The 26,098-nt window shown below is 58.4% G+C and carries 26 protein-coding genes and 1 tRNA gene; 13 read left to right on the top strand and 14 right to left on the bottom strand.

Annotation, left to right across the window (positions count from 1 at the left end; all coding sequences use genetic code 11):
* The first annotated feature begins 219 nt into the window (after window positions 1-219).
* Window positions 220-295, top strand: a tRNA-Thr gene (locus ACFORG_RS06010).
* A gap of 581 nt (window positions 296-876) precedes the next feature.
* Here ACFORG_RS06010 and ACFORG_RS06015 read toward each other — a convergent pair.
* Window positions 877-2,523, bottom strand: a complete 1,647-nt coding sequence (locus ACFORG_RS06015; protein ID WP_386734479.1) for a hypothetical protein — start codon at window positions 2,521-2,523, stop codon at window positions 877-879.
* A 1,061-nt stretch (window positions 2,524-3,584) separates the two neighbouring features.
* Here ACFORG_RS06015 and ACFORG_RS06020 point away from each other — a divergent pair.
* The 11 genes from ACFORG_RS06020 (at window position 3,585) to ACFORG_RS06070 (ending at window position 10,557) form a co-directional block, all read left to right on the top strand.
* Entirely contained in the window at window positions 3,585-4,610 is a 1,026-nt protein-coding gene (locus ACFORG_RS06020; protein WP_386734480.1) for a helix-turn-helix domain-containing protein, read from the top strand.
* Window positions 4,611-4,763: 153 nt separating this feature from the next.
* Window positions 4,764-5,261: a hypothetical protein gene (locus tag ACFORG_RS06025; RefSeq protein ID WP_386734481.1), complete on the top strand. Its 498-nt coding sequence runs from the start codon at window positions 4,764-4,766 to the stop codon at window positions 5,259-5,261.
* 39 nt (window positions 5,262-5,300) lie between these two features.
* Window positions 5,301-6,215 (top strand): SH3 domain-containing protein, encoded by a 915-nt coding sequence (locus ACFORG_RS06030; RefSeq protein ID WP_386734482.1) that lies wholly within the window; start codon window positions 5,301-5,303, stop codon window positions 6,213-6,215.
* Window positions 6,216-6,260: 45 nt separating this feature from the next.
* On the top strand, window positions 6,261-6,605 hold the full coding sequence (locus ACFORG_RS06035) for a hypothetical protein (RefSeq protein ID WP_386734483.1): 345 nt from the start codon (window positions 6,261-6,263) through the stop codon (window positions 6,603-6,605).
* A 378-nt stretch (window positions 6,606-6,983) separates the two neighbouring features.
* The gene (locus ACFORG_RS06040) at window positions 6,984-7,283 is read left to right on the top strand and encodes a hypothetical protein (RefSeq protein WP_386734484.1); all 300 of its coding nucleotides are present in this window, start codon (window positions 6,984-6,986) and stop codon (window positions 7,281-7,283) included.
* A gap of 308 nt (window positions 7,284-7,591) precedes the next feature.
* Window positions 7,592-7,807, top strand: coding sequence for a hypothetical protein (locus ACFORG_RS06045; RefSeq protein ID WP_386734485.1), 216 nt, complete (start codon window positions 7,592-7,594; stop codon window positions 7,805-7,807).
* The gene (locus ACFORG_RS06050; RefSeq protein ID WP_386734486.1) at window positions 7,797-7,982 is read left to right on the top strand and encodes a hypothetical protein; all 186 of its coding nucleotides are present in this window, start codon (window positions 7,797-7,799) and stop codon (window positions 7,980-7,982) included. The genes ACFORG_RS06045 and ACFORG_RS06050 overlap by 11 nt, the downstream gene beginning before the upstream one ends.
* A 15-nt stretch (window positions 7,983-7,997) precedes the next feature.
* Window positions 7,998-8,309, top strand: a complete 312-nt coding sequence (locus ACFORG_RS06055) for a hypothetical protein (RefSeq protein WP_386734487.1) — start codon at window positions 7,998-8,000, stop codon at window positions 8,307-8,309.
* The gene (locus tag ACFORG_RS06060) at window positions 8,306-8,806 is read left to right on the top strand and encodes a hypothetical protein (RefSeq protein ID WP_386734488.1); all 501 of its coding nucleotides are present in this window, start codon (window positions 8,306-8,308) and stop codon (window positions 8,804-8,806) included. Before ACFORG_RS06055 ends, ACFORG_RS06060 begins: the two co-directional genes overlap by 4 nt.
* 129 nt (window positions 8,807-8,935) lie before the next feature.
* A complete protein-coding gene (locus ACFORG_RS06065) occupies window positions 8,936-9,940 on the top strand; it encodes a L,D-transpeptidase family protein (RefSeq protein WP_386734489.1) in 1,005 nt (334 codons plus the stop codon).
* The gene (locus ACFORG_RS06070; protein WP_386734490.1) at window positions 9,937-10,557 is read left to right on the top strand and encodes an SH3 domain-containing protein; all 621 of its coding nucleotides are present in this window, start codon (window positions 9,937-9,939) and stop codon (window positions 10,555-10,557) included. Before ACFORG_RS06065 ends, ACFORG_RS06070 begins: the two co-directional genes overlap by 4 nt.
* Before the next feature lie 342 nt (window positions 10,558-10,899).
* Here the strand turns inward: ACFORG_RS06070 and ACFORG_RS06075 are convergent, their stop codons facing one another.
* The 5 genes from ACFORG_RS06075 to ACFORG_RS06095 all read right to left on the bottom strand — a co-directional run bounded on the left by ACFORG_RS06075 (window position 10,900) and on the right by ACFORG_RS06095 (window position 17,266).
* Entirely contained in the window at window positions 10,900-13,488 is a 2,589-nt protein-coding gene (locus ACFORG_RS06075; protein ID WP_386734491.1) for a zinc-dependent metalloprotease, read from the bottom strand.
* Window positions 13,489-13,668: 180 nt separating this feature from the next.
* The gene (locus tag ACFORG_RS06080; RefSeq protein ID WP_386734492.1) at window positions 13,669-14,289 is read right to left on the bottom strand and encodes a hypothetical protein; all 621 of its coding nucleotides are present in this window, start codon (window positions 14,287-14,289) and stop codon (window positions 13,669-13,671) included.
* 350 nt (window positions 14,290-14,639) lie between these two features.
* Window positions 14,640-15,047 carry a hypothetical protein gene (locus ACFORG_RS06085; protein WP_386734493.1) on the bottom strand — a complete coding sequence of 136 codons (408 nt, stop codon included), beginning with the start codon at window positions 15,045-15,047 and terminating at the stop codon, window positions 14,640-14,642.
* A gap of 186 nt (window positions 15,048-15,233) precedes the next feature.
* Window positions 15,234-16,235 (bottom strand): DUF1254 domain-containing protein, encoded by a 1,002-nt coding sequence (locus ACFORG_RS06090; RefSeq protein WP_386734494.1) that lies wholly within the window; start codon window positions 16,233-16,235, stop codon window positions 15,234-15,236.
* A 26-nt stretch (window positions 16,236-16,261) separates the two neighbouring features.
* A complete protein-coding gene (locus ACFORG_RS06095; protein WP_386734495.1) occupies window positions 16,262-17,266 on the bottom strand; it encodes a DUF1214 domain-containing protein in 1,005 nt (334 codons plus the stop codon).
* A gap of 141 nt (window positions 17,267-17,407) precedes the next feature.
* Here ACFORG_RS06095 and ACFORG_RS06100 point away from each other — a divergent pair, with 141 nt between their 5' ends.
* On the top strand, window positions 17,408-18,121 hold the full coding sequence (locus ACFORG_RS06100) for a Crp/Fnr family transcriptional regulator (protein ID WP_386734496.1): 714 nt from the start codon (window positions 17,408-17,410) through the stop codon (window positions 18,119-18,121).
* Window positions 18,122-18,397: 276 nt separating this feature from the next.
* Here ACFORG_RS06100 and ACFORG_RS06105 read toward each other — a convergent pair whose 3' ends face one another.
* From ACFORG_RS06105 to ACFORG_RS06140, 8 genes are all read right to left on the bottom strand, one after another.
* On the bottom strand, window positions 18,398-18,700 hold the full coding sequence (locus tag ACFORG_RS06105; protein WP_386734497.1) for an AarF/UbiB family protein: 303 nt from the start codon (window positions 18,698-18,700) through the stop codon (window positions 18,398-18,400).
* A gap of 280 nt (window positions 18,701-18,980) precedes the next feature.
* A complete protein-coding gene (locus ACFORG_RS06110; protein ID WP_386734498.1) occupies window positions 18,981-19,604 on the bottom strand; it encodes a phosphoribulokinase in 624 nt (207 codons plus the stop codon).
* Window positions 19,604-21,121 carry a mannitol dehydrogenase family protein gene (locus ACFORG_RS06115; RefSeq protein ID WP_386734499.1) on the bottom strand — a complete coding sequence of 506 codons (1,518 nt, stop codon included), beginning with the start codon at window positions 21,119-21,121 and terminating at the stop codon, window positions 19,604-19,606. Before ACFORG_RS06115 ends, ACFORG_RS06110 begins: the two co-directional genes overlap by 1 nt.
* On the bottom strand, window positions 21,109-21,882 hold the full coding sequence (locus ACFORG_RS06120) for an L-iditol 2-dehydrogenase (protein ID WP_386734500.1): 774 nt from the start codon (window positions 21,880-21,882) through the stop codon (window positions 21,109-21,111). The genes ACFORG_RS06115 and ACFORG_RS06120 overlap by 13 nt, the downstream gene beginning before the upstream one ends.
* Complete coding sequence (locus tag ACFORG_RS06125) at window positions 21,879-22,883, bottom strand: ABC transporter ATP-binding protein (protein WP_386734501.1); 1,005 nt, start codon at window positions 22,881-22,883, stop codon at window positions 21,879-21,881. The genes ACFORG_RS06120 and ACFORG_RS06125 overlap by 4 nt, the downstream gene beginning before the upstream one ends.
* A 14-nt stretch (window positions 22,884-22,897) precedes the next feature.
* Entirely contained in the window at window positions 22,898-23,728 is an 831-nt protein-coding gene (locus tag ACFORG_RS06130) for a carbohydrate ABC transporter permease (RefSeq protein ID WP_386734502.1), read from the bottom strand.
* A 10-nt stretch (window positions 23,729-23,738) separates the two neighbouring features.
* Window positions 23,739-24,605 (bottom strand): carbohydrate ABC transporter permease, encoded by an 867-nt coding sequence (locus tag ACFORG_RS06135; protein WP_386734503.1) that lies wholly within the window; start codon window positions 24,603-24,605, stop codon window positions 23,739-23,741.
* Window positions 24,606-24,721: 116 nt separating this feature from the next.
* Window positions 24,722-26,026: an ABC transporter substrate-binding protein gene (locus tag ACFORG_RS06140; RefSeq protein ID WP_386734504.1), complete on the bottom strand. Its 1,305-nt coding sequence runs from the start codon at window positions 26,024-26,026 to the stop codon at window positions 24,722-24,724.
* Window positions 26,027-26,098 lie beyond the last annotated feature (72 nt).

Here is a 26,098-nt window from a genome sequence, read left to right on the forward strand (position 1 = left end):
TCCGCTCAGCCCGTCTGTTTCTGCCCTCGACTCATCGAACAGAGTCACCGCTCGGATTCTTGAGCCGCAAATCATGTGAAACTCAGGAATTCAGCGGATAGTATACAGTGACCGGTCCAATATCGAATGAACACGAACCAAATTCCGACTTGGAGACGACGTTCCGTTCTGATTCGGCTTGAACGGCCCGGTCTCTGCGGGTAAAGGGACGGTCGGTCCGCCTCAATAGCTCAGCTGGTAGAGCAGGTCCTTCGTAAGGACAAGGTCGGGGGTTCGAGTCCCTCTTGAGGCACCATTAGATCAAAAAATTCTGTTATCTCTCAAACCCTTACCATATATCACGGAAGAGTGGTCCACCTTTTGGACCACCCGGCACGAGATTCATTGTTTCGGGTCTGAGCATTGCAGTTTTCTTAGGGCGCAGTAGCCGTATTGTTTGTTGATCTGCCTTCAGAACGGCTCACGACATCAAGCAGGTCCGGTTTCGCCAGTGCTGTCGAGGCGCCAGCTCAGATACGAGAGTTTCTTGCTCCCTACTGCCTTAAACGGAGCGGGTTAAGCGAGTTGGTCGGCTGCTTTTTGCCGCAGGTACGCGCACGTGGCTTCATGAACTCAGCAGAGGCGATGAGTGGGATCTCCGCGCAACAATGGAATAATGCCACGAGCGAGAGACGAGAAGCTCAATTGCGAAAATACCAAGCCGGATTTGTGGCCCGGTTTTGGAGGCGAAGCTGCGGTGGCCATGATCGCGGGCGGGAAGTACGTCGAGTTCGGTTTCTTCCGACGGGCCCTTACGATCCTCGACCGTCTCGCAGATGCGCCACTTGGCAATCGCCTTCCGAATGATGCCGAACTCCTGGCTCAGGCGCGTTGTGTTTACTCAGCCGCCAGTGCCTTCTGCCGACAGTAGCACGAAGCCTTTATTGCGACTTCAGCCCTTGCCGTAGCCTTGTCTAGCTGCAGCCTGATATGAGCGGCTTCGACAATTTCGCCGCGCCTTTTAAGACACTCGTGGAGGCCGTGTAAGCTCCAGACATTGCCCGGATGCTGACACGCTCGGCTGAGCGTCGCGTCCAATCCTAGGTCAGCGCGATATACCGCTTCGGCTTCCTCCATCTGGCCTTGCTCAAGTAGAAGTGCTCCAAGCGCGTGACGCGTGGGTTGCATCCAGCCCCAAGGTTCGTCGTAGGGCAGGGCATCGTCGATCTCGACTGCTTCGCGAAGATAGCCGAAGGCGGCTTCGTGCTCGCCCTTATGATAGGCAAGTTCGCCAAGCATCATTTGTTCAGCGACCTTTAGAATATCTCTGCATGTATTGTTGAAGAGCATTCGACTCTCTGGCACCCGCGCCATCGCAGCGTAAAACTCAGCTTTTTCGTTCTCCGCGTCCTCAATCCGATGCAGGTTTGCCAGGGCGACCGTGCGCGCGTAACGCATCATGGCGATGGTCACGCTGTAAAGCTCTTCGTCCTGGGGTAGCGCTTGATCAAGGATGTCTTGCCAACGACCAAACCTGATTAGTACGTGCTGCTTCATCGGGATGAAGCCTTCGAACCAGTCTGCCATTGGGCGTAGGGTCTCTGATGGCAAGGTTTCGATCAGTTCTTCCGCGGCCTCCAAAGCTTTTGATGGCTGCCCAAGAAACATCGCGCCATAGATTTTGAAGTGGTAGTTGTGACAGCGATAAACCGAGTAGAAGTTGTCGGGGCCTTCGCGGCGCAGAAACTCTCGGTCTGCCACGATGGCTGCCTCGTTGCGCAGCACCACGTTCATGTAGTCTCCACACAAGACGTCGATATGCGTAGGCATATGAAGCAGGTGCCCGGCATCGGGGACCAACGTGCTCAAGGCATCCCCGTGTCGAAGCGCGCGCTCCGGATGCGGCGACATCTCCATCAGGTGGATGTACATGTGCAGCAGCCCCGCATGCTCCCACGCTCCGGGAAGTGCGTCGAACGCGGCTTCGAGCACTTCTATTGCTTCAAGTGTGTCAGCGCCCATTGCCGGTTTTCCGGTTGGCAGGTCCCACAGCTGCCAGGGCGTCCGGTTCATAATTGACTCGGCAAGGACTGCGCAAACATCGAGGTCTTGGCTAAATTCAGCGTGGACCTTTCGCATCGCTTCAGCAAAAGCATCATTCCACGGACTAAAATCCTCGATGTCGGATGACGCCGGATAGCGCGCTGGTATTGCTTCGATCAGGGCACGCTCGACGGGTGTCAGGTGATCAAGCAGCGCTGTAGCAGCTTCTATCGAAGCCTTTGCAACCGTGACGCAATCAGGCTTCTCTTCGTCTTCGAAGGCTTCCCACGGCTTATTGTAGTTCGGACCGATACAGTACGCGATACCCCAATGTGCCATTGCGCATTTCGGATCGGCTGCCACGGCGTTTTGGAAGCACACTATCGCCTCCTCGTGATTGTAGCCGTAGGTCCATGCTAGGCCTCGGTCAAACCAGCGCTGTGCTTCATCCGACGACGTTGTAATCGTCCGGGTGTTGGATCCGAGATCGTAGTATTCCATAGCATCGTTCCCCCATTTCATATGCTGATGCTACGCTGGTCTCCTCTTTTTGGATAGGATTGACGCAAGTAGTCCGGGGTTCCGGGAGCCACTGACTTTTCCATCTGACGCCAACAGCGGGTCCTCTTGGGGCCAAGAGCTGCGGATGGTTATGTTCACACCGAATGTCCACCGCTAGTTAACGCGGACTTTGGCGAGCGTCGGCTGCATCTGCTGAAACGCAAAAAATCCTGCTTTGCAGACCTACCCACACCGGTATAACGAGAACTGCCAAAAAAACACGCAACAGACTTCGGAGCTTCTTCAGTAGCGACAGCAGAACTGAGCCGTCGCTTGGCTCTAGAGGGCGGACTGACCCGCCATTCCTCTTGGAACGCCGTAAGGCTGCTAACTCAACACCCAATCAGGCCTCCATACCCACATGCTCATTTCATGCCATTTCATTCCCCCATGGTCGGAGGCTGACGGTCGAAAACAGCGATAGGGGAGGAAGCCAGTCTAAAGAACCGCGAGTTATCGAAGGCCACATAACAGCCGAGAAGGTCGGCATTGGGCTCCTTGCAGACCTCGGAGGCACTGCAACATCCTGTTTCGCGCGTTGCGATGACACATCAAATACGGCCCAGAGCCGACTTCCAGCAGCCCACTACTTTGCTGCGGTGCGGCCCGTCAGAGCAGCCATTCATGCATTTTGCAGCATTTTGGCAGGTTGGTCATCCGTCGCCGGATAAAGACGACTTGAGCATTCCTCAACCCAAAGCACGTTTAGAGAGCCGCCAACAAATTCTCACCCACGGCAGCGGCTTTGTTGCGCAAAGCTGTTTGGATATGAACCACATCAGTTGGGGGATAGACTTCGCTCGCACAGGAAGATCTTTTTATTGCCGCTGCACTGCGATTACTGGAAGTATCAAATGGAGCAGAAACAGGGATCATAACTGTCCGAGTCCTCAAGGTTGTCGTCTCCGTAAAACGCCTTGTTGGGGCGTGCGCTCACGCTACTTTAGTTTTGGCAACCACGGTGTGAGTTTGGTTTGACGCTATCATTTTCAACGCATCTAATGAAAGACACGGAGGCGTTTGACTATTGGCACACGCTCATGAGCAAATCGTACCGCTTGCCCTTGCCGAAAGACTTCGATCGCAAAATGCTCATGCACGGGCGGATCTGGACCGTTCGTGGGCACGCGCTCTCTGACGTCTCATGCGGAGCAAGTCGGAAGTGGCGGAATAAGCTTCTGATCGGCAGAGACTCGGTGCGCTATCTGAAGATCCGGCGTTACTTGGTGGGCTCGGCCACGATGTTGTCGGGGAAAGACATCTGGCATCTCGGTCCGGGTGCAACATATCTGATCGATCAATCCCGCGAGGTCATCGAAAATTCCAGCCGTAATCGGCAGCTAAACCTCTTCGTCCACTACGACGACATCGGGTACGATCCAGAGCTTCACACGGAATGCATTGCGTTGTCCGATAACGGCGCGGGGGGCATGCTGGTCGCGCAAGTCTTTGCGGAACTGATGAACTGCGCCTGCGGATCGCACGAAGCCAGGCTTGACGCCGAGTTCGACAGGTTCATCCACGTTTTGCGTCTCGTGCTCGAACAAGGCACCGAAACGAATTTGGACGCCCGGTTGCGGACGGCGCGAAAGCGGCTCGTTCTCAATGAGATTGGCAAGCGCGCTCTTACCCCCGGACTGACGGTAGACCGGTTGCTGACGGACTTGCCGTTCTCGCGCGCCACGGTTTACCGCGATTTCGCCGAAAGTGGCGGAATCGCGCGCGCTGTTCGGCGTAAGCGCATGATCGCCGCATGGCACCTTCTTGCCGATGCGGACACGACGCCGGCCGTGGTCGAAAGAACGGCCCTCAAGATCGGATTCGGCTCGATTCATAGTTTTAGCAAAGCCTTCAAACGTGAAACGGGCTTCCGGCCGAGCGACGTCGTCGGCATGAGAACCCGTGCGGTCGAGCATTCGCACCTACTGAACTACGCAGCCAACGCGGAATGGCAAGAAATGGCCGGGGTCTACGATCGCATTCGCAATCCCTATTCGTCGGATGACGCCGCACGGGGCCGAATTTGAGACGTTTGAGCAAAGACAGTTATCGAAAGCTGTGTTTCATAAAGTAAAGTTTGTTGATTGGGGGCTGAGGGTAGTGCCCGGTAAATCATGGTTTTTCTCGACGGATAGGAAACGTGCCCAGGTGAAGTTTCGATTGCGCAGGAGAACACCAACGTGACTCTGTTGGACGGACGCCTGTCGGGCGGCTTCAATGCGTTGCGCGGCGTTTTCACTCTTTCAAAGGGCGACAACACGATCGCGTTGACGCGCATGGTGGAGGCCAACGGGCCACTTCGCGATCTCCCGGAAACACATGTGGGTCTGGGCCGCCCGGACGGAGAGCCGCCATATCTCAACCCATTTGGCTTGGCCGACGACATGCCGATCCATATCGCATCCGATGCCGCCTCCGAGGCGGTGGATGATGCGTATTTGGGACAGGTTCTGCGAAACGAAGGCTGCGAGGTGGATTGGTGCCGCGCCTCCACCCTCGACGACAGCGTCAGCGGTTGGAGCGAGCACAAGTATCTCGATGCCCTAGGTTCTGAGGTGCGCACCGGTCAGGCCGGTGGCGGTTTTGAAAATGCCGCAACGCGGGACGGCGATCTGACCCAGATCACCGTCGATGACGAACGCTACGAAATTCCCGATGCTATCATTTTCGGCGGCTAAGCCGTTTGAGAACTTCGTCCCAAAAGGAATATGACCAAGATGAAAAGAACGAACCTTTTTCCATCCTTCGCTTTTCTGGCGGCAAGCCTTGCTTCCGCTGCATATGCCGAGATACCGCCATTTACAGCCGAATGCCCCACTGGGATCACCGTGACGTGGGATCCAGCCGGCAACGTACGCGTCAACGGCTCGCCCGCAAGCGTCCGGATGTACAACCAGCACTACTTTGAAGCGACGGCCGGCGGGATTACATTCCCGATCAGTACCAATGACGATGGCAGCGGACTGCTCGTCGGCTTTAATCCGCCGGGCAGCGGCGGTGGCTACTGTACCATCGTCTCGCAGGGCAACACACAGCCTGACACTACTGCCGGAGCGGATGGCCCAGATCATTTCCAGGTCAGCGTTTCGGGACGTCTTAACGTGCGATCAGCGCCGTCCGCCTCGGCGGTCGTTGTCGGAAAGTTGCCTTCGGGAACGATCGTGGAGAACCTCGGCTGCCGGCAGGCCGAGGGCCGGACGTGGTGCCACATCTCTGACGGGGATGCATCCGGCTGGGCAGCCTCCGAATTTCTTACTGAAGCAAGTGGTCCGATACGGTCGCCACGCGCGACCCCGGTGATGACTGATGACGCGGGCAGTTTCACGGTAGAGCAGGTGCGGTTTCCCCGTGGCGCAAGCGGGACCGAGTTCACTGACAGTCTCGATCCGGGCGTGTCCCATCGCTACGTACTCGGCGCACGGAACGGCCAGTTCCTGTATTTCCGGCTCGCGGCGAACGGTCCGGGTATGACCTACGTCATCTACAATCCCGATGGTTCTGTCTTGCTGGACGAAACGAACGCTGATCAGGAGTATCGGGGCCAGCTATGGCAATCGGGCGACCATGTCGTCGAGGTCTACAACACGGCAAATGGCCGGCAGTCGTTTAACGTGATCTTCGGGATCGACTGAGACGAGGTCGAGTTCAATCAGTCCGAAACGAAGGAGGGAGACCACATGAGGAATACGTTCAAGCTGCTTGCCGGAGTGGGAGCATTCGCCGCCCTGACGGGTTGCGTCGAGACGACGGGCAGCCCTTCGACCAGTCAGATGCCCGCCTCGTCCGGCGGCCCGCCGTTCATCGAGGGCAGTTTCGGGGCCAGCGACGCCGCGGTTCGCGCCTGCAGCAACCTACTTGCCTCACAAACCGGAGGCGGTGTGCGCATCGTAGGCTCGGAGTCGTCGGAAGCCGCGCATGCTGTTTACATGCGCGTTGGGGACAACGGCGCGCCGTGGCGGTGCCTGGTCGGCGCCGATGGCAGCAACCCCTCGACCGAATTCATGGGCAGCGACGGCGTGTGAGGAACCTGAGCCTTCGCGAAAAACGCGCAGGCTTCCAAAACAAATTGCGGGACCGGCCTAAGTTCAGGCCAGGGGTAGCGCGCATGGATTGAGACAGATCACAGTTTGGGTAGTCGCGGCGCTGGTTCTGATGGCGTGTCGGACACGGCCTCACAATGATTTGGTTTCGTCGGTGTTGGTTGCGCGACATGGCTGGAGTTTGTCGTGTTTATCGAGCGGGTGGACGGTATTGTTGTGAAGAGCCATGGTTTGGGCTCTCTGGCCGGCATTGTCGTAGGTATCTGTTCGTTACATCGAGCCGCCTCTTTTTCCTGTCCCGGAAGGTGACAACTTGAGGAAAACGCCACAGTTGGATCGTGTAGAAAGGACTGTGAGACAATGAAGACGGTTAGCAAGCTATTTGTTCGCACTGCGGCGCTCTCCATTGCGGCCGGATGCGTGGAAACGGGTAGCACAGGTGATACGTCCAGCGAACTCGTTTCTTCGCCGGGTATGGTTGATGAATGCGTCCGGCAAATTCGTGTCGGTCAGCCAAACGCCAGTATTTCAACCCGCCCACCAGTCACAGCTGGGCGCGACAACCGTATTTTTGCGGACATCACCGTTGATGGTGCCAGTTGGGGGTGTCGGATAGGGGACAATGGCAGCTTCACCGCCTTCCCGCAGTTCGCCAATTGAAGTGTCTTCATGACCGCCATATGCAAGTGGATTGTTCGGATCGTCGGGGTTTTATACCTCGGGGCCCTGGCGCTGCTCCTAATCGGGACCTACGGGCTTTTCGGTCAGGAGCGAGATCCCCTATCGAGCGTGTTCGTCATCGTACTCGGCCTGCCATGGGTGTTCTGGGTCGATGGCGTTTCAGGCAGCCTTCAACCCTGGCTCGCTGCCCTGGCTCCGGCCCTGAACATCCTTCTTCTGGGCACTCTGTGCCGGCTTTTTTCACAGTGCAGGAGAGGGGACGGATGAGAAGCTGAAAGAGGAGAGTGATGCCGTTCGACCTTGCGTGCCTTGTTGCTACGGTTGTGGCCATAGCGCTGGTCGCAATCCCGTTCCGATACGTTGCGGCAGTGCAGACAGTGCCCGATTGGCGTCGAATACTTCTGCAGATAGCAGCAAAAAATGCTGCGGTTCTGAACCTGAAACTGGTCTGGCCCTACGACCATACCTTGCCATCAAATGGAGGCTTAAAAATTGACCTTTGACATTCCTCATATGATCGTAACCGCGCTCATCATCTTTGCGGTCATTTACCCGCTCAACCACATGACCCAGTTCGAGAATATGTCGAAGGGCCGGAAGGTCTTGATCACGTTCGTCGTCCTGTTCGTCCTTCTCATGATCCTCAACCTTGTCTGGCCCTACGGCTCGGGCGTTTAACGAAAGCAATTCTCGATGGGGCGTATTCTCATTGGTATCGCCGGCCTCGTCATTGGCCTGATCGGCGGCGCAGTCTTTGGCGGCGCGCTGATCGGCGGTGCGGCGGCCGGGATCGGTATCGCTACTGGGGCATCGGCAGGCATCTGCATGACCATCAAGGCGGCTGGGGAGGAAGGACTTCTGACGCCTGATGAAATCGATCAGATCCTGACCCGAGCCGCTGCGGATGCAGCTGCACTGGGGGGCAACGAGGCGCCCCGGGAAATCGTCGGCAGCGCAGACGACTGCGCCGCGGTTCTACAACGGATCAGAGAGAGCGCCGAATGAAATCACCACTTTTTCTGACGGGCTGTGGTGCACTTTTCGCAGCGACGTTTCTGGCGACAACTGCATCAGGTAACGAGGCGATTGAAGACGCGCTCGGAGGCCCCTTCACGACCTGCACTGGCGCGATCGCATGGACTGAGAATGACAACGGCGCCACACGTGTCGAGCCCATGCGTCTGGCCGTGAGGAACACCGAAGATGCGCCATCGATAGCGCTTTTCCTGAGCGAGGAAGCGTTCATGTCCGATGACGTCTGGGCCTGCGAGCATGGCGTTTGCTCGGCTCATGCGACTGTCCGAGGTGCCGTTACGACAAATGTCCTCCGGCTCCGGCATCAAGCCAACCTATCTGGTGGCGAGGCCGTATACGGTATGGAGGGCGTCTTCATGGTGGTGAACGCTCGGGAGACGACCATACAGGTTGAGGGAGCTCAGGGCGTCGGTTCCTTCATTTGCGAAAAAGCATTGCCCGAGAGCCTGCTTTCGAGTGAACAGTAGCGAGGAACTCACTGTGAAAATGCGTGAAGCCGATTTGGGAGAACCGATGAACCTCTATAGCCCGAGCAGTGCGGCTCATTACCAAGAGCTAAACGATGTGGCTCAGCTCGCTGATGCGGGGATGTTGGCATGCTGACGCGCAGGTCCGTCCTTGCGTTGGGAGGCGCGGCGGTTGGTGTCGGCGGCCTTGTCCTCGCCGATGAAGCGAGGATCGGAATCGACAACATGCTGCCCGGCGATTTTACCTGGCATCCGGAGCGGTCGCCCCAAGGTGCGGTGGCCGTGATTGCCTCGATCCCCGAGCAGCGCGTCCATGTCTATCGCAACGGTGTGCGGATCGCTGTTTCGACCTGTTCCACGGGAAGGCCGGGCCATGCGACCCCAACGGGTGTTTTCACAGTGCTGCAGAAAGACGCTGATCATCGGTCATCGACCTATGGTGGCGCTCCGATGCCGAACATGAACCGCCTGACCTGGGACGGCATTGCACTGCACGCGGGGAACCTGCCGGGTTATCCGGCCTCGCATGGCTGTATTCGGTTGCCGTTGGAATTCTCGCGTCTGCTGTTCACGATCACACATATCGGCACACCGGTCATCCTATCGGGGGCGCATGACTCGTGGGACCTCATCCATCCCGGTCTCGTGCTACATTCTTTTGCAGAGACCGAGTTGGCTGCGGCGGTGTCAAGCCTCGACATGCGGTCCCATCCTGTCGATTGGGAGAATGATCAACCGTATCCAATCACCACCGTTCTCGCCACAGCGGCCGACCAACGGCTCGTCGTGATGGAGGATGGACGTGAGGTTCTCGAAGAGGAAGTCGGTATTCTCGAGGACGGGCCGATCGGAGAACATGTCCTCGTGCTGCAGGAGCGACGGGGCACAGGGTTCGGGTGGATGGGCGTCACGCACCATCCCGACCCGACGCACCCCCTTTGGCCGGAGGAGCAGGTTCTCAACCGTCTTCGCTTGTCCAGCGCCGTGAAACGGCATCTGTCGGAACGCCTCCACCCAGGTCTTACCTTCGTCGTCTCCGATCTCGCGGCCACGCCCGACAGACGGTCCGGCGAGGATTTCGTGATCATGACGGGGGAAACCCTGCAATCCCCCCGCCCGGAGGCGCGGCCATGATCCGGGCGGTCTCGGCGCTTCTGCTGGCGGGGACGATGCCCGTTTTGGCACAGGAAACCGATGGCTTTCCCGAAACGGATTTCGTTTCGGTGCAGATCGACGGATCGCTAAACCTCCGTGCCGGGCCCACGACTGACTCCGAGCGTCTTGCCAGACTGGACAGCGGAACACTCCTTCGACGCGTGGATTGCCTGCCGGGACCGGAGGAAGATTGGTGCGAGGTTGAAACGCTTGATGGCAGCATTGAGGGCTGGGCCGCCGTGCGTTTCCTGAGACCGCACCTCGGCGCAGATCCTGCTGCTCTTGAGAGCCCCACCGTGGCAGCCTCGGAGCGTTTTGAGTTCGAAGCGCCAGCCCGATTTGCGACCAGCCTCAAGGCTGGAGAAATCTTCGATCTACTGCTTACAGTTCCACCCGAGCGCCAGATCACGATCTCGATTCAGGCGGACGACACCGTCGGAACCGCCGTCTTCGATGAGGTCGGCGACTTGCTCGGATCAGGTCAGGGTACCACTGAGTTCGAAGTCGTTCTGCTGTCCGGAAAACAGGTTCTGGTGCGGTTCGCCGAGATGGCTGGTGAAGGCGGAGACTGGAGCCTGGACGTCATCGTCGATTGATCCCGCGGATAATCAAGCTTGTCGGCGGTTGATCGGAACAGGTTCGGAGACCTTCTACCGTATCTTGACAGGGTCGGGGGTTTGAGAGGCAGATCAATTCGACGCGTTCGGTCACCAGAACTACTGCGCCTTCGTTGGAGGGTCCCACTTCCCGACGCGACAAAGCCGAGAGTCGCGTGTGCGCGTTTCGCCGGGTCTTACGCGGCGAAAGTAGTATCCATTTCGAAGGCGCGACCGATCTTGCGCCGCCGGTGTAGACAAATTCTCAAGTTGGTAGCTTAGTCTTCCGAACCAGCATTTGCGGACTGCCGGCCTCCATATTCAGCGCCTTACTCATCTCGGTTACCTCAATGGCGATGTGCCGGGCATAGGACCGGACTGTTGTCGCAGGTCCGTAAGATTCGCACCTCCCAACGCTGCTCCCAACGCATCGGCGGCACTTGGCGGGGACTTCCCCGAGAGGGCGGCATCGATGCGGAGGGCGAGTTCCTCGTAATGACCGGACACTGCTGGATCTTCGCTTCCTCCTGCCGCGGCACGCAGCCGGGTGGCCAATTGAGGCAGACGCGCTCGCGCCCAAGACGGATAGGCTGTTTCGGCTCCGGTCGAAGCTGAAGTGTTCAACTGGTCAGCGTCGGCTCCGAGGAGCGTCGCCAGAAACGTGAGCGTGCCGCGAGGTGCGGGCGGCGCCACAAGCACGTCCCAGGTCGATTGGACAAAGGCCGATTGCATCGCCCTGCGGCGCGGGTCGGACTCGCCCAGATCGTCGAAGAGCGCGGCGAGCATGTCATCGCCCAGATCCACCGGGCCATAGGCGTCGGGATCGCGGCGTTGCTGTTCGTCCAAGAGTCCGAGCCTTACGCCGGTCAGAAGGAGCGACACGGATTGCGCCGCCGCCCCGTCAAGCGTCAGGCGCGCTCCTGCCGGTTCCAGGCTGTCAATAAGCTCCGGCATCTCGAACATGTCGAGCGCGTCCGGCACCTCTTCGAGCACGAAGCGCACCGACCGGCGCTGCTCCGCCGCGGGAACCGGGCGATACCGCGCTGTATTCACCGGCTCGTCATAGACACCGCCCACGTTGGCCAGAACACTCTGCACGAAGCTGAAGTAGCGCGAGAGTGCTTGGTCGTACGCAGCGCGGATCACGTCATCGTCATTGCCGCTCGCGTCCCGAAGATTTGCGAGCGCCAAGTAGAGACGGGCCGTGACGAGCCGGGTTGCCTCTACCCTGTCGGAAGCCGTGTTTTCACGCTGCACACGCGGGTCATTGCCCTGACGGGATTCCGACGGCATCTCTGCTGCGGCCCATCGTAGGGGTCGGTTGTTCAGGGAACGTTCTATGAGCTTGCTGAGCCCCACTTTGGTCTCTTGCGCATCGCCGAAATCGCGATAGCCATACTCGATGGCAAGGCGGTCATAGGCGGTGATCCTTGGATAGAAGGTCTCGACGCCATCGCCGGGCTGTGCAGCCTGGTTCCAGCGCCCGTAGGCCATGATGGACCCGTTTGGTCCGTTCGCGGCCATGAAGTCCGGGTCGCGCTGCTGCGCGATGCTCCAGACGGTCGAGGCCAAGTGATTGTGGCGCAGGCCAAGAGTGTGGCCGACCTCATGCGCGATCACGTAGCGCATCAATTCGCCCTGCAACTCGGGGGATAGCGGAAGGTTGTTGGCCTCCTCATCGACCGCGTTGTGCAGGAGGTAGTAATAAGTCTCGAAAAACGGCACCACCGACGGCCAGACGAGGATATGTGCCGACAGGATCTCGCCAGACCGTGGGTCGTAGATGACCGGCCCCATGGCATTCGCCACTTCCTGCGGCAGCCAGCGCACGACATTGATGCGCGCGTCCTCGGCCGACCATTCGGGATCTTCCTCAGGCGTCGGTGCGTCGCGCGCCACGATCGCGTTGGAAAATCCTGCGGCCTCGAAGGCCAAGTTCCACATCTCGATCCCTTCTTTGACGTAGGGACGCCACCGATCCGGGATGCCTTGGCCGATGTAGTAGACGAGCGGTTGAACCGGATCGGACAGCCCGCTGGCGTTCGGATCTGCGCGCTCCAACCGGTGGCGCAGGATATAGTTGACGTCGCGCACCGGAGTATCATCGCCGAACTCAACGAAAGATGTGCTGAAGTATCCCATGTATGGCGACGCTATGCGTGGTGTCATCGGCTCTTCCGGCAGGATCGCCAAAGAATGCCCAACGATCATGGATTGCGATGATCCGTCCGGCGAAGCAAAGGTCAGATGAGACCGGATAGAGAGGTTCTCGGGGAAAGATCTTGCCCGTTCGATCCACGATCTGGACGGATCGTGGATAGGCGGGCCGAGCGGACCAGCCAGAACGGAGGCGGCCGCCAGGGGGCCGCCGATGTCGGAGGAAAACACGTCGGTGACATCCATCAGGAGCTTACCGTCCGGTCCCTCCGCCAGGATCGGCATGCCAAATAGGACAGAACCCAGCGTGACGCTTTCGACGGCAAGCTGAATCGGGGCAAGCTTGGCTTTGGATAAGGGGCCTGCATTGGACACGGCCGCGCGGCGCGCGCTCTCGCCGGCCAGGTCGCGTACGAAAATCGTGTCTCCGCGCCGCTCGAGTCTGACGACCGTTTCACCAATCGCGTTCCCGCCGCTGCTGATGACACCAACGGGGAGGCTGACCGCTTCCGCGTACCACATGAATATCCGGTTGAGCAGGTCAGGGGGCAGCGTGAGAAATGTCTGGCCGTCCTTTTCCCAAAGCTGGCCTGGCCCTTCACCCAGTTGTGTCGCGCCAGCAAGTGTCTTGGCGTAAGGGTCTGCATCTCCCGCAACCTCCGTGGCATCTGCTTCGGATGTGCCAGCTTGATCCGTCGCGTCTTGCTGCGCGAAAGCGGTTTGACTGACGAACGCCATGAAAAGGACCGCGACGTGTAGGTTCAATTTTTTCATAGCGTCTTGCTCTCTGATGTTGCGTTGCTGGCAAAGCTTAGCACATTTTCGGATCACGAAACGAACGCGAACGAAGAGCTTCGTCTCGTCGGGCATGTGGCGGCAGTGCAAACGTGATAGTCTCCACGCACATGTTAGATGTGATTAACGTGGACGCAGTTGTTTATGGTTCGGTCGAGTTTACGGCCCCTGCAACTTCATTCTGCGCAAGGCTTCAGGGCCCGGGGAGAGAGAGGACTCCCATCCAACCCAATCGCCCCCCGCACCCATGTAACCGCTATACAGTTTTGCGATGAGGTGCGGATCGGACCTGATCGTATCCCAGCCCATCATCCGCATCTCGGGATGGCGCAAACGAAGATGCTCAAGCACCAGAGAGGCTCCCCAATCCGCCAAAGCGGGTTGCTCCGAAAAATACGAGATTGACGCAAGCGCTTCGTCTGGTTCAGCATCGACAAGCACAAGGTAACCCGCAGAGATCGCCCACGGAAAGATGTCCTCCATCGTGCTGGCCTTGATGCGATAAGGACCCACCGAAAAGTCGAGCTTCTTGACTGCTGCGGGCCACAGCAAGGCCAGTATGTCTTCGCCCTCTTCGGCGAGCCTGCGAGGCATCGAAAGCGAAGCATAGTATTGAGCTTCGGCTGATCTCACAGCCTCGGTCACTTCGACGGGAACCTCGGGATAAGTGACGCGGAAATCAACGGAGGCCAGCGCCATGACGCGCATATGCAGAAAGACCGTCACCAATACGGTCGCGATCACAGCAGTGACAATTGTGGTCAGGACAACCAGCTTCATTTCAATATCCGACCCTCGCGATCTGATGTCGCGCAGCAGCCGTCCTTAGGCGTTTTCACTTCTATTCGACGAAATGGTTCCAAGCTTCAGCATTGGCCGCTAAAGGCCAATAAGCAACCAAAAGTCGATATCTCGAAAGAAGTAAACAAAAGGCCTCCTTGACTCGGTAAACACGACCCGCTGGCGGTCTGCACAGCAAGACGGTCTTCTTTATCGAGCTCGAAACGGCCACCTTCGCTTGCCTCGCTGAAAGCGAACCAGCACTCAACTTCCAAAACCAACCGGGCTTTCAACAGAATGACACCGCAGCGGACCTATGGCGCTCCCTCGACTGGCATTGACGGGAGCGGTTAGCGAATGGAAACGTTTATCGAATACCCGACCGTCTTGCCGGTATCACGGTCGTTACCCATCAGGTAAACGCGTATTGCCCAGTCGCCGTCTTCCGGCAGCACGACCTTACCGTCCATTTCACCCGTCATCGAGGAATTGTAGAGGGCCGGAAAATCCTCGCCCGCGGGCAATACGTTGAAGTTGGCAATGCCGTTGCCGTTGGTACCAGTCACTTTCAGCGAGACGGTCATGGTCTGGCCTCCACGAGCACCGAGCACATAGTCGATGTATTCTTCGCCAATGATGGTGCCATTGATCGTGGCGCCGGACGTACCAGACTCGAAGTGAATGGGTACGCTGTCTTGTGCGACGAGCGGGGTGGCGAGCAATAAGCCGACGACGAGCGACATGCTGCGTAAAAACATGGAGTGTCTCCTCAGTTACAGGTCATCGGGGTACCAATGCAGACATAGCAGGCAGCGGTCTGACCATGCGAGGCCCCTTTCAGATATGTCGCGAGGAGAAGTCTGCGTCACGTTTACTCCGTCCACCGACTTGAGAGCGCGTGGTTTGCCGGGGTTTGCCGAAGTCAAGACGGTGGCCGGTCTGCTCTATCCTGCCGGCTCGATCTTCACCTCTTCGTTGATCCGCTCGACATAGTCCGAAATCGCCTCGGCGCTTACGGGCTGATAGAGGCGGATGACCTGCGTCCAACCCGGCTGCACATCGATGTTGTTGGGCTGACCGGGGCAGTTGTAGCGGAAGGTGACCGAGCCATCGTCGTCGGTCTCTGCCGCACGGTTGTTCAGCGCGAAGTTCTCCTCCACGATCCAGCTGTCGGCGCTGTAGGTTGTGACTGAGAAGAAAGCCCCCTCGTCGAATTTCAGGGGCGGCCGTGGGAGCGTCATTGCCGAGCAGGCTCCTTCGGCGGCCGCGCCCTCCGGTACGATGGTCGAGATATAGACGGCGTCCTCGTAGGGCAGCCCGCCCCAGCCCACCGCCGTGGCGATCAGGAACATCTCCGGATCAACGTCCTCGGGGCGGCCAAAGAACAGCTCTGGCTTGTCGGCCTCACCCGCACGAGCCACAAGCGACGCACGCACCGCGTCGAGACTCTCGCTGTCGAAACCCTTGGGTGTGTAAGGTTCGGCAGAGGCAGCTTCGATCGAAAAGGCGTCCTGGTGAGCATGGGCTTCGGCCACGCCATCCTCGTCGGTCGATTTCAACCCTGTGCGCATGTTGAGGAAGACGTAGCGACCCGTTGTCAGGTCCTCGGGCGTCAAGGTGACGCTCTCGCCGGCATAGAGCACGTGCAAGGTATAGTGGGCCTCGTCGATGATCTGGATCATCGTGAGGTAGTCCCAGTCCGGGTTGGTGATCGTCACCCCGCCTTGCGTATCGACCAGGGCATGGCTGTAGAGAACATCCTTGTTCTCGGTGATGACGAACTGGTTGTCCGGACTCGAGGGTTCCCGTGAATGACGGATCGTGTTGACGGCGTGCTCGGCGGAGTGCTCCGCCATGTATTTGTCGGTCTCGGCAATGGTGAAGTTCTCGAGTGTGACCTCGATGCTCTCAGCGATGGCCTGACCGGCGAACAGCGTAGCGATCAATGAAATGGTCGGAAGTCAGGTCGCCATCACGAGGCCTCCTCGACTTCGGGCAAGGTATAGGTCCGGTCGAGAACGGCTTGTCCCGGACGGTAGATGCGCATCAGGAAGTTCCAGCCCTCGCTGATATCGACCCGGTTCGGCTGCGCGCCGCACAGATCCTCGGAGCCGAAATGCACGGTGAAGGTGCCATCGTCGTTCAGCGTCACGTTGCGGTCGTTGACGATGTTGGTGTCGCTTTCCATGAAGCCGTCGGCGCCGTAGACGGTGATCGACCAGAAGGCATCGTTCGGCGGAACCTCGTAGGTCGCGGTGTAGCAGGCCTCGGCCGAGGCGGGGCCGGTGTAGTTGATGTAGACCGCGTCCTTCTCTGGAAAGAGCCCCCAAGCACCTGCGACTGCAAGGTGGCGTGTCTCCTCGTTCACCTCGCCGCGCGGGCCCATCCAGTCGGGCTCGTACTGGCTGAACTTCTGGAATTGCTTCTCGTACTCGGCGCGCAGGGCGAGCATGCTGTCCACGTCCCATTGCGGTTCGGGGAAGAGGTCGTGGCTCGCGGCTTCGATGACGAACTTGTTCTGCATTTCATTGACGAGCGCCACATCCGCCGGATCGCTCGGGTCCATGATCTGGATACGCATGATCAGGGAGACATATTTGGTGTCGCCCGGAATTTCATGAGTGCCGGGCTCGTAGAACACCACGGGCGCATAGTGGTCGTTGTCGATTACGAGGATCGAGAAATAGCGGTCATCCGGAAACTCAGGGATCGTGATCGTCGCGCCGCCCTCGGTATCGACCACCGAGCCGGCATAGAGCGTATCGCGGTTCATCCGCACTACGGCCTGCGCGTCCAGTGGCGTCGGCTTGCGGATGTAGTAGAAGCGGTTCACATCGCTTCCGGCATTGAGTTGGAACTGAGCGAAGGACATGTCGACCTCTGCCCGAATATAGCTCTCGGGCGTGACCGTTTCCTGCGCCAGCGCGGGTGCTGCGGCGAGTGCGATGAGGCTCGCAGATTTCGCAATTCTCTTCATTCAATCCTCCTGGTCCTCGGCCCAGATAAATGTCCCAGACATGCAATTAGCTGGATTCGTCGTCATGCCAATCGATAGCAGGATTGTCGCCCGAAGTTTGACAGCCAGTTGTCAAAGTTGTCCGCTCTTCGGACAAAACACGTGGAGGTGATCTTGGAGCGAGATACAGGTACGGAGATCCTATCGACCCAGGGTTGGCTTGCCTCGGTCGATCCGGCGTTTCGGACGGAACTGCTTTCAAATGCAGCATGGCGCCATTTCGCGACTGGCGCGCAGATTACTTTGGCGGGAGACGAGGATGGAGACCTCATCGGCCTCGCCAAGGGATTCATTTCTTTCCATGTATCGTTCGGTCAGCCGGCCTCGCCAATTCTCCATGTCGCACCGCCTGTCTTCTGGATGGGCTACCGGCCGATTGTCTCGGAACAGGCGCGGATCGCAACTGCCGTGGCACGATCACCGGTATGGTGCGCTGCAATCCCGCGTCGACGGGTGCTTGCGATGCTGGACGCGCATCCGGAATGGTGGCGCCATTTCGTGGCCCTTGCGCTTTCGTACGGAGATACTGCAGCGCTCGCGGGCGCAGACCTGCTGATTGCAGAGACCGAATCCCGTCTGATTGCCGTGCTTCTGCGCTTTGCCGGTGCCAGAAGCGAGGCTTCTGACGCCGGCGGAATGGTCTCCATTCCTGTGACCCAGCAGGATCTCGCCGGTGCCGCCAATCTGTCACGCAATTGGACCGGGACGATCCTGAGACGCTTGGCAAAGCGCGGTCTTGTGGAAACGAAGTACAACGGCATAACGCTTGTTGATCAGGGAGCCTTGCAAGCGATTCTTGAAAAAGTTGGAGCGTAATCGTCGGCGTTTCGAAATTGGCGAATCTGTGATTAGGAAGCAGATACCAAGCGAAGAACTGGAAGCCAGTCGCCGACGAACCCGACATTCACGCCAAGTGCGGCGAATGGCCGATCTCCGCCCTTTCCCTTCGATGAGCTGCATATCCCGAGCTACTCGGCGAAGCCCCGTGGCATCATCCGACAGGCCGACACGCAAGAGCTGCCGGTAGGTGTCAACGAGAGCTGGCTCAAGATGACGCGTTGCGCCAAAATCAAGCAGGATGATCTTTCCGGTCTAGGAATTGTATTGGAAGTTCGCGAAATTTGGATCGCTTTGGATGACGTTGAACTCGAAGACCTCTCGAAGCGTCAGATCGATCAGGTGCTGAACAATGTCGTCACGCTTGCTTTGCGAGGCCGTTGCCGCCGTCTCGATGGGCTGGCCATCGAGATAGGACATGACGAGGATTTCTCTTGTGCTCCACTCCTGGTGAAACTCCGGTACCGCAAAGGTCGAAGTGCCCTCCAGCAGCGCCACTAGATCAAAAAAATTTTGCTCTCTCAAACCTTTACCATAGGTGATGGCACAGTTGCCCACCTTTTGGCCCACCCGGCGCGAACTTAATTGTTTCGAGTCGGAGCAAGGCAGTTTGCTTGGGACGCAGATGCCGTATTACTTGTTGCTCTGCCTTCGGAGCGACTCACAACACCAAACAGGTCCAGCCTCGCCATTGCTGTCGAGGCGCCAGCTCAGATACGAAAATCTCGTGCTCCCTACTACCTTAAACGGAGCGGGTTAAGCGAGTTGGTCGGCTGATGTTTGCCTCAGGTAACCTCAACGCAACAAATGCATCACGCAAGCTTCATGTCGGCTCGATTCAGTGCGGATCGTCGTCTGTGGACAGGATGACATCTGGTTTAACAGATTTCACAATCACAAAATTTGCGTTTTTCATGTCATTCTTGCCAGCGCGCGCAGCTGCTTGCTCTGGTGACATGCCTTGATCCAGCCAGCGCCTGATGAGACGCTTTTCGAGAACGCTCAGAGGAACCTCAAGGCCGACGGTTAGATCAAACTCTGCGGCAAGCCTATTCCACGGGGGCGTGTCAAGCAGCAGGTAGTTCCCTTCCACAATAACGATGCGCACCGCCTTGGCCAATTGCCCGCCTTTCGGGATGGTTTTGTCGAGCGCCCTGTCGAACGTTGGGTAACCTATTTCTTCTTCGCTTCGAAGGCTGCGCACCAACTCGGCAAACCCGTCCGCATCGAAAGTATCTGGCGCGCCTTTGCGGTGGAGGCGCCCCATCTGTTCAAGTTCGGCATTGTCCCGATGAAACCCGTCCATCGGAAGCACGGCTGCATCAGCCAACTGTGCGGCAAGCTCCTCTGCAAGCGTCGACTTTCCAGAGCCCGGCGCCCCTGCGATTGCGATGAGGATTCGCGCCTTGCCCTTCGCTTTTTCGGCAATCAGCTCCAACAGTTCTAGTTTGGTTAAACGCATCATCTGCGTCCTTCAGCCTGTAATAACGGTCGGTCACGCCGCGAGGTGGTCGAGACGTAATCTTCCACCACGGCAACGGCACCCTTCGCCCAAATCAGCTCAAGCCAATCATGAAACGCTTTGGCGAAAGGCTCGCTTTTAGCCAAAGCACCATAGACCGCCTTTTGCTCAAGCCAGACCTGTGGGTGCGCCTTGGCCTTCTTCGCGGCATCTTGCAACGCTTCCCAGTGCGGGTCATTCGCCTCAATGGTTGATCCGTCCTCGCGCGTGCCTTCACACATTCGCGCCCACAGCGCCTCGACGAGCGCGAGGCCAGACACCGAGCGCCCTTCCACAAGCTGATCGTGCAAGATCGGCAGCACGAACCCAGGATGGCGGGCCGAGCCGTCGAACGCAACACGGCGCACCGTATCGACGATGAGCGGATTGCCAAACCGCGCTTCGATCAGGTCGAGATAGTCCAGAGGCTTGTACTCAGGGACAGGCGCCACTGTCTGAGTGATCTCCTCGGCCTGCACCTTGCGAAACATGGCTGCGATGCCTCGGTGCGCCATGCACTCGGAAATGGTTTCAAGCCCAAGAACTTCGCCGATATTGGCCAGCACCTGATGGCCCGCGTTCAGGATGCGGATTTTCATTGTTTCATAGGCATGAACGTCGTCTGAAAACGTCACGCCGACACGCTCCCATTCGGGGCGGCCTGCGCAAAACTTTTCTTCGATCACCCATTGGCGGTGGGCCTCATGGCTCACTGGCGCAGCGTCGTCGATGCCGAATTGCCGCACCAGCGCGTGCTCCTTGGGGCCTGTCGCAGGCGCGATGCAATCCACCATCGAGTTGGGGAAAGTCATGTTTTCGGCAATCCAGTCAGCAAGCTCCGGATCGCTTAGTCGGGCCAGATTCGTAACGGTCTGTTTCAGAACGTTGCCATTGCCTTGCAAGTTGTCGCAGCTGAGCCCCGTGAATGGGCCACGGCCAGCCGCGCGGCGGCGGCGCAGAGCTTCCACCATCGCCCCGAAAGCCGTGCGCGGTGCGCGCGGGTTGGCTGCATCATACACCATATCGGGATGCGCTGCGTCAAAACCCATCGTGGTAGGCTCAAGGTAGTAGCCGCTTTCAGTCACGGTGAGCGATACAATGCGGATGCTCGGCTCGGCCATGGCCGCGATCAAGGCGCCGTTATCGTCTTCGATTGGTAGGTAGTCGACCATTGAACCGATCACCTCAGCTGAGGTCTCGGCTGGATCGAGCTGGATCAATGTGGTCAGATAATCCTGCGCCAGAAGCTTTTCGCGCATCTTGGCATCAAAGGGGCGCACGCCAGCTCCGATGATCGCCCAATCTTGCGCCGCACCCTCCTGCATGAGGCGGTGCAGATACCACGCTTGATGCGCGCGGTGAAAATTGCCTACCCCAATATGCACGATACCTGGTGTCAGCGCGGTCCGATCATAGCGCGGATGTTCCAACCGAAGCTTATCCAGAGCAGCATTTGAGAGTTTTGTCAGCTCATCCATTGGCCACCATCCACGTTGTATGTCTGCGCGACGACGTAGTCGCTTTCGCTAGAGGCAAGAAAGATCGCCATGCCTGTCAAATCTTCGGCTGTCCCCATCCTCCCTAAAGGGACGGCCGCACCCACTTCGGCCTTTTTCTGACCTGGGGATTTACTCTCATATTTTGCGAAGAAGGCATCTACACCGTCCCAATGTTCGCCATCGACAACACCAGGGGAGATTGCATTGACGTTGATGCCCTGCTCAATCAGGTTCAGTCCCGCTGATTGCGTCAGGCTGATCACGGCCGCCTTGCTGGCGCAATAGACCGCCACGAGCGGCTCGCCGCGCCGCCCTGCCTGACTGGCCATATTGATGATCTTGCCCCCAATGCCGCGCGCGATCATGTGCTGGGCGACAGCCTGCAACATAAAAAGCGTGCCTGCGACGTTTATCTCGAAGGTGCGAGCAAAGTCTTCTCGGCTGATTTCGATGATGGGCGCTGCGGTGAAAACAGCTGCATTGTTAACAAGAATGTCGATCTGTCCCAGACGCTCCGCCGCCTCGGTCACAGCGTTCGCGATGCTCGCTTCATCGGTGACATCGAGTGCAACGGCGAAAGCCGCATCACCGATTTCAGAGGCCGCGGCCTTGGCGCCCTTAAGGTTGATGTCCGCGATCGCAACGCGCGCACCTTCGGCCACATAAGCGGCGGCGAAGGCGCGCCCGATGCCGCGGGCCGCGCCTGTTATCATGGCTGTTTTCCCAGCCAGACGCATCACTCGACCCTCAAGCCCTGCTCGTCGAACTTGTGCAGGTGAGCAAGGTTTGGCGTCAGGTAGACAGTGTCGCCGTGTTTCACTGGCAACTCCCCGTCAACTCGCACGGTCATCGGATCACATCCCGCAACGCTGTGAATGTGCAGGAACGTGTCAGAGCCAAGGTGCTCGGCCACACCAACCGTGCCTTTCCAAGTGCCCTCCGTGGACGACACGTCGATATGCTCGGGGCGAATGCCGATCGTGTGCACACCGTGCTTTTCAGCCGCAGCGCCTTCGATCAGGTTCATCTTCGGGCTGCCGATGAACCCGGCAACGAACTTGTTGCGCGGCGCGCGGTAAAGCTCCAGCGGGCTTCCCACCTGCTCGATGACGCCTGCTTGCAGCACGACAATCTTATCCGCCATGGTCATCGCCTCGACTTGGTCGTGCGTGACGTAGATCATCGTGGTGTTGAGCTTCTTGTGCAGCTCCGAGATCTCCATCCGCATGCCTACGCGCAACGCGGCATCAAGGTTCGAAAGCGGCTCGTCAAAGAGGAAGGCCTGCGGCTCACGCACAATGGCACGTCCGATCGCAACCCGCTGGCGCTGCCCACCCGAAAGCTGGCCAGGGCGGCGGTCGAGATAGTCGGTTAGGTTCAGCGCCTGCGCAGCCGCCTCAATCCTGCGGTCCTGCTCGTCTTGCGGAACGCCCGCCATCCGCATCGGGAAGGCGATGTTCTTGCGCACCGACATATGTGGGTAAAGCGCGTAAGACTGAAACACCATCGCGAGCCCTCGTTTTGCGGGCGGGACGTTGGTCGCGTCCGCCCCGTCGATCTCGATGTGGCCCGAGGTGATGTCTTCCAGGCCCGCTATGAGACGCAGGAGTGTTGACTTCCCGCAGCCCGACGGGCCCACGAACACGCTGAACTCGCCGTCTTCAATGGTCAGGTCCAGCGGTGGGATCACTTCCACTTCGCCGAAGCTCTTGGAGACCTGATTGAGTTTGATTTGTCCCATGGGTCTGATCCTTCTTACTTAACGGCGCCAAACGTAAGGCCGCTGACGAGTTGTTTCTGGCTGAACCAGCCGAGGATGAGGATAGGCGCGATGGCCATTGTCGAGGCTGCGCTGAGCTTGGCGTAGAAAAGGCCTTCGGGGCTGGAATAACTCGCGATGAAAGCGGTGAGTGGCGCGGCCTTGGCTGCTGTGAGATTGAGCGTCCAGAAAGCCTCGTTCCACGCAAGGATCACGTTGAGCAGCACTGTCGATGCAATACCCGGGATGGCCATGGGCGTGAGCACATAGAGCACCTCTTCGTGGAGCGTGGCCCCGTCCATCCGCGCCGCCTCAAGGATCTCGCCGGGGATCTCCTTGAAGTACGTATAGAGCATCCAGACAATGATCGGCAGGTTGATAAGCATCAAGATGAACACCAGCGCGATCTTGCTGTCGAGCACACCGAACTGAATGCACAAGAGGTAGATTGGATAGAGCACGCCCACCGCAGGAAGCATCTTCGTCGAAAGCATCCAAAGGAGAATGTCCTTGGTGCGCTTGGAGGGCACGAAGGCCATCGACCACGCGGCCGGCACGGCGATGAGAATGCCCAAGAGCGTCGAGCCGCCCGCGATGATGATCGAGTTCCATAGGAAGCGGCCGTAGTTCGAGCGCTCCATGACAGCGGAGTAATTCTCCAGCGTCCAGTCAAAGCCGAGGAAGATGGGCGGATCGGCGATCGCCTGTGCCTCGGTCTTGAAGCTGGTTAGAATGGTCCAGAGGATCGGGAAGAAGATCAGAAGGCCCACCGCCCATGCGGCGCCTGTGTTGATGATCTTGCGATTGCGGGTGACTGAACGTGCCATTTGCCGATCCTCACTTGTCCAGGTTTTTGCCGACAAGGCGCATCAGGAAGATGGCAACAATGTTGGCGAGGATGATTGCATAAACGCCGCCCGCAGAGCCGAGTCCCACGTTCTGGCTTTCCAGCACACGCTGAAAAATGAGGTACGTCAGCGTCTTGGTTCCGAAGGCGCCGCCCGTGGTGACGAAAATTTCCGCAAAGATCGATAAAAGGAAGATCGTCTGGATCAGGATCACGACGGTAATCGCGCGGCCAAGGTGCGGCAGGGTGATGAAGGCGAACCGCTTGTGAACTGGCGCGCCGTCCATCTCGGCAGCCTCAAGCTGTTCACTGTCGAGCGACTGGATTGCCGTGAGCAGGATGAGTGTCGCGAAGGGCAGCCATTGCCACGAGACGATCATGATGATTGAAGTGAGCGAGGCTTGGCTCAGCCACTCGACGGGTTGTGCGCCGAAGAACTCCCAAAGATGCGCCAGCAGGCCATAGTTCGGGTCCATGAACATGTTCTTCCAAACCAGCGCCGAAACCGTGGGCATGACGAAGAAGGGAGCGATGACAAGGATGCGGACAAAGCCCTGGCCCCACATCGGCTGGTTGAGCAGGATCGCCAGCATGACGCCGAAGATCACCGTGATCGCGAGCACGCCGCCGACAATGATCAGCGTTGTCATGACCGAAGGCCAAAACGAGCTGGAGGTGACAAAGCGCACGTAGTTGTCAAAGCCGACCCAGCCGAGGTCTCCACCACGCAGAGGCAGATACTTCTTGAAGGAGAAGTAGAGCGTCATCGTCAGCGGAACGAGCATCCACCCCAGGAGTAAGACAACCGCGGGGGCCATCATGATGCGCGCCGCTGATCGGGAATGCTGGGTAGCCATCGGGCAAATCTCCTCTGTGAACGGTGCTTTGCCGTTTCAGAACAAAGATAACGTGAGAGATTCAGGAAGAGGAGCGAGGGCGACCAGGAGGCCGCCCTCGGACCTGCCTTAGATGCTTACCGGTAGCCCGCTGCTTCCATCGCATCATTGGTGATCGCTTGCGCCTTTGCCAGCGCTTCGTCGATCGTCTGTTGGCCCGCATAAGCCGCCGAGAACTCTTGGCTCACTTCTGTAGCGATGCCAGCAAACTCGGGGATCGCAGCGAACTGGATGCCAACGTAGGGCGAAGGTTCTAGTGTCGAGTTGTTCGGATCAGCCGACAGGATCGAGTCGAGCGTCATCTGTGCAAACGGCACTTTCTGATACTCGGGGTTCTCGTAAAGCGATGTTCGCGCACCCGGGGGCACGTTGGCCCACCCTTCTTTCGCGGCAACCATCTCGATGTAGTCTTTCGATGTAGCCCACTCGATGAACTCCTTGGCGGCAGCTTCTTTCTGCGTGCCGGCCGGAATAGCGAGCGCCCATGCCCAGAGCCAGTTGGACCGTTTGCCGAGGCCATTATCGGGCGCAAGCGCAAAACCAACCATGTCGGCAACTGTCGAGTCGTTCGGGTTGGTCACGAAAGAGGCTGCAACCGTCGCGTCGATCCACATGCCGCATTTGCCTTGCTGGAAGAGCGACAAGTTCTCGTTGAACCCGTTTGTCGCGTAGCCCGCAGGGCCGCTTTCGTCCATCATGCCCTTGTAGAACTCGAGCGTGTTCTTCCAGGCTTCGGTGTCGAACTGGGCGTTCCAGTCCATGTCGAACCAACGTGCGCCGAAAGAGTTGGACATTGCCGTGATGAAGGCACCGCCTTCTCCCCAGCCCGCTTTGCCGCGCAAGCAGATACCATTGATGTCATTGTCGCGGTCAGTCATGGCCGCTGCCGCTTCACGGATAAATGTCCATGTCGGCGCCTCGGGCATCTCAAGGCCTGCTTTTTCCATCAGGTCGGTGCGATACATGATCATAGAGCTTTCGCCGTAGAACGGCGCTGCGTATAGCGTGCCGTCGTGGCTCAGACCACCTGCCATCGCGGGCAGGATGTCGGCCGCGTCATATTCGGCGCTCAGGTCATTGAGCGGAACGAGCCAGCCATTCGCACCCCAGATCGGCGTTTCGTACATGCCGATGGTCATGATGTCAAAAGCGCCGCCTTTGGTCGAAATATCCGTGGTAACGCGCTGACGCAGAACGTTCTCCTCCAGCGTCACCCACTCGACTTCATGTCCTGTCTTGGCCGTGAAATCGTCGGTGTAGCCCTGCATGCGGATCATGTCACCATTGTTGACAGTCGCGATCGTGATGGTTTCGGCAAGGGATGTACCGGCCGTGACAAGCGACATCGCGGTCGCTGCCAAGAGTTTTGTCTTGAAAGACATCCGTATTCCTCCAGTTCGGGATGATGTAGCGAACCTAACTGCCAACCTAACGCGCAGTCAACTTATTTTTTA

The organism is Lutimaribacter marinistellae (assembly GCF_042648365.1).
Taxonomy (GTDB): Bacteria; Pseudomonadota; Alphaproteobacteria; order Rhodobacterales; family Rhodobacteraceae; genus Lutimaribacter_A; species Lutimaribacter_A marinistellae.